This is a genomic window from uncultured Campylobacter sp. (genome assembly GCF_938045775.1).
In the GTDB taxonomy this organism is placed as follows: domain Bacteria; phylum Campylobacterota; class Campylobacteria; order Campylobacterales; family Campylobacteraceae; genus Campylobacter_B.
Window position 1 is genome coordinate 1 of the sequence record NZ_CALIBH010000182.1, and the last position, 1,150, is coordinate 1,150.

2 protein-coding genes are annotated in these 1,150 nt (G+C 47.5%); one reads left to right on the forward strand and one right to left on the reverse strand.

Going from position 1 to position 1,150, the window contains the following annotated elements; genetic code table 11:
• Positions 1-17 precede the first annotated feature (17 nt).
• Positions 18-173 (forward strand): alpha/beta hydrolase, encoded by a 156-nt coding sequence (locus Q0238_RS06990; RefSeq protein ID WP_297944360.1) that lies wholly within the window; start codon positions 18-20, stop codon positions 171-173.
• Positions 174-648: 475 nt separating this feature from the next.
• Here the strand turns inward: Q0238_RS06990 and Q0238_RS06995 are convergent, their stop codons facing one another.
• Positions 649-1,017, reverse strand: a complete 369-nt coding sequence (locus Q0238_RS06995; RefSeq protein WP_297944357.1) for a hypothetical protein — start codon at positions 1,015-1,017, stop codon at positions 649-651.
• Positions 1,018-1,150 lie beyond the last annotated feature (133 nt).

The window sequence follows — 1,150 nt, forward strand, 5'->3', positions numbered from 1 at the left end:
CTGCGAAGGACGATTATATCGTGCCGTTTAGCTTCAGCCGTGAGTTAGCGGGGCAGATCGATGCTAAGTTTTACGAGGTGCAAAAAGGCGGGCATTTTTTGGATAGAGACGGCTTTACAAGGTTTGATCTTGTGTATGAAATTTTAGAAAAAATGATGAAATTAAAGGGCTAGGCTTCGGACAAACGCGCCTGCACCCGCGCCCGCTAGCCCGGTTTTTTTGCTTTTGCGTTCGCGCTGCTCGCATTTTTCTATGCTAAAGCTCGGATTTGCTTTGCGGGCTAAGATAAGGGTCTCGTCTTTAGCTCAAAGTTCGCTGCCCGCATAAATAAGCCTGCGGTGCAATCGCCGTTTGCGAGGCGAGTTCCGCGCGGTTTTTTGAAATTTTGCAAACGCCGCAGCGACAATAGGCGCGTATCGTGCGAGTGCTAAAGCACGGCGTGTGTAGTGGCGGCAAGTAGGTTTCGAATTGCGGCAAGATAAAATTTAGCGCCCGCGGCGGAGCTTTTGCGACGATAGAATTTTAAAATTTTAAAGCAAGCGGGATAAGCTAAATTTTAAATAGCACCCAGCTCGTAGGCGTTAAATCCGCGCCTAAGCCCGTGCTACGCGAGAGATAAAATTTGGCGGGCGCGAAAGGCGCATAAGTTTAGCTTTTCTTTTCGTTAAACATATACGAAACCACGAAAACGATCAGGCAAACGGGCGCGAACGCAAATGCAAACGCCACGCTCCAGCCGGCGGCACGCTCGCCCCAAAAATACCCCGCCGCGAGGCATGCCAAAAACCCGCCGTAAAAAGCGCCGAGCGATAAATTTTCTACCGCAAAAAGCAGTAAACTGAGATTTGGATTTTCTACAAACAGCTTGCTTAGCTTAAAATTTTTATACCTTTTGAACAAATACCAAAGCAGCGCGCAAGCCAAAATCGCAAATATTGCCGCAAAAACGGCAATCCTTAGCGCGCCCTCAAAAGGCAAAACCGCCAAAATCAAAGACGTCACCCACCAATCAAGCAAGAAAACCACCCGCTAAGCGAGCAAATGTCTCGCCGTCCTGTGAATTTATACCTTTGCTCCGCATCCATCGGTCTTAAGTCCCTTAAATTTTTTAATAAAATTCATATTAGAGATTAGCGCCTCTCTATATCTC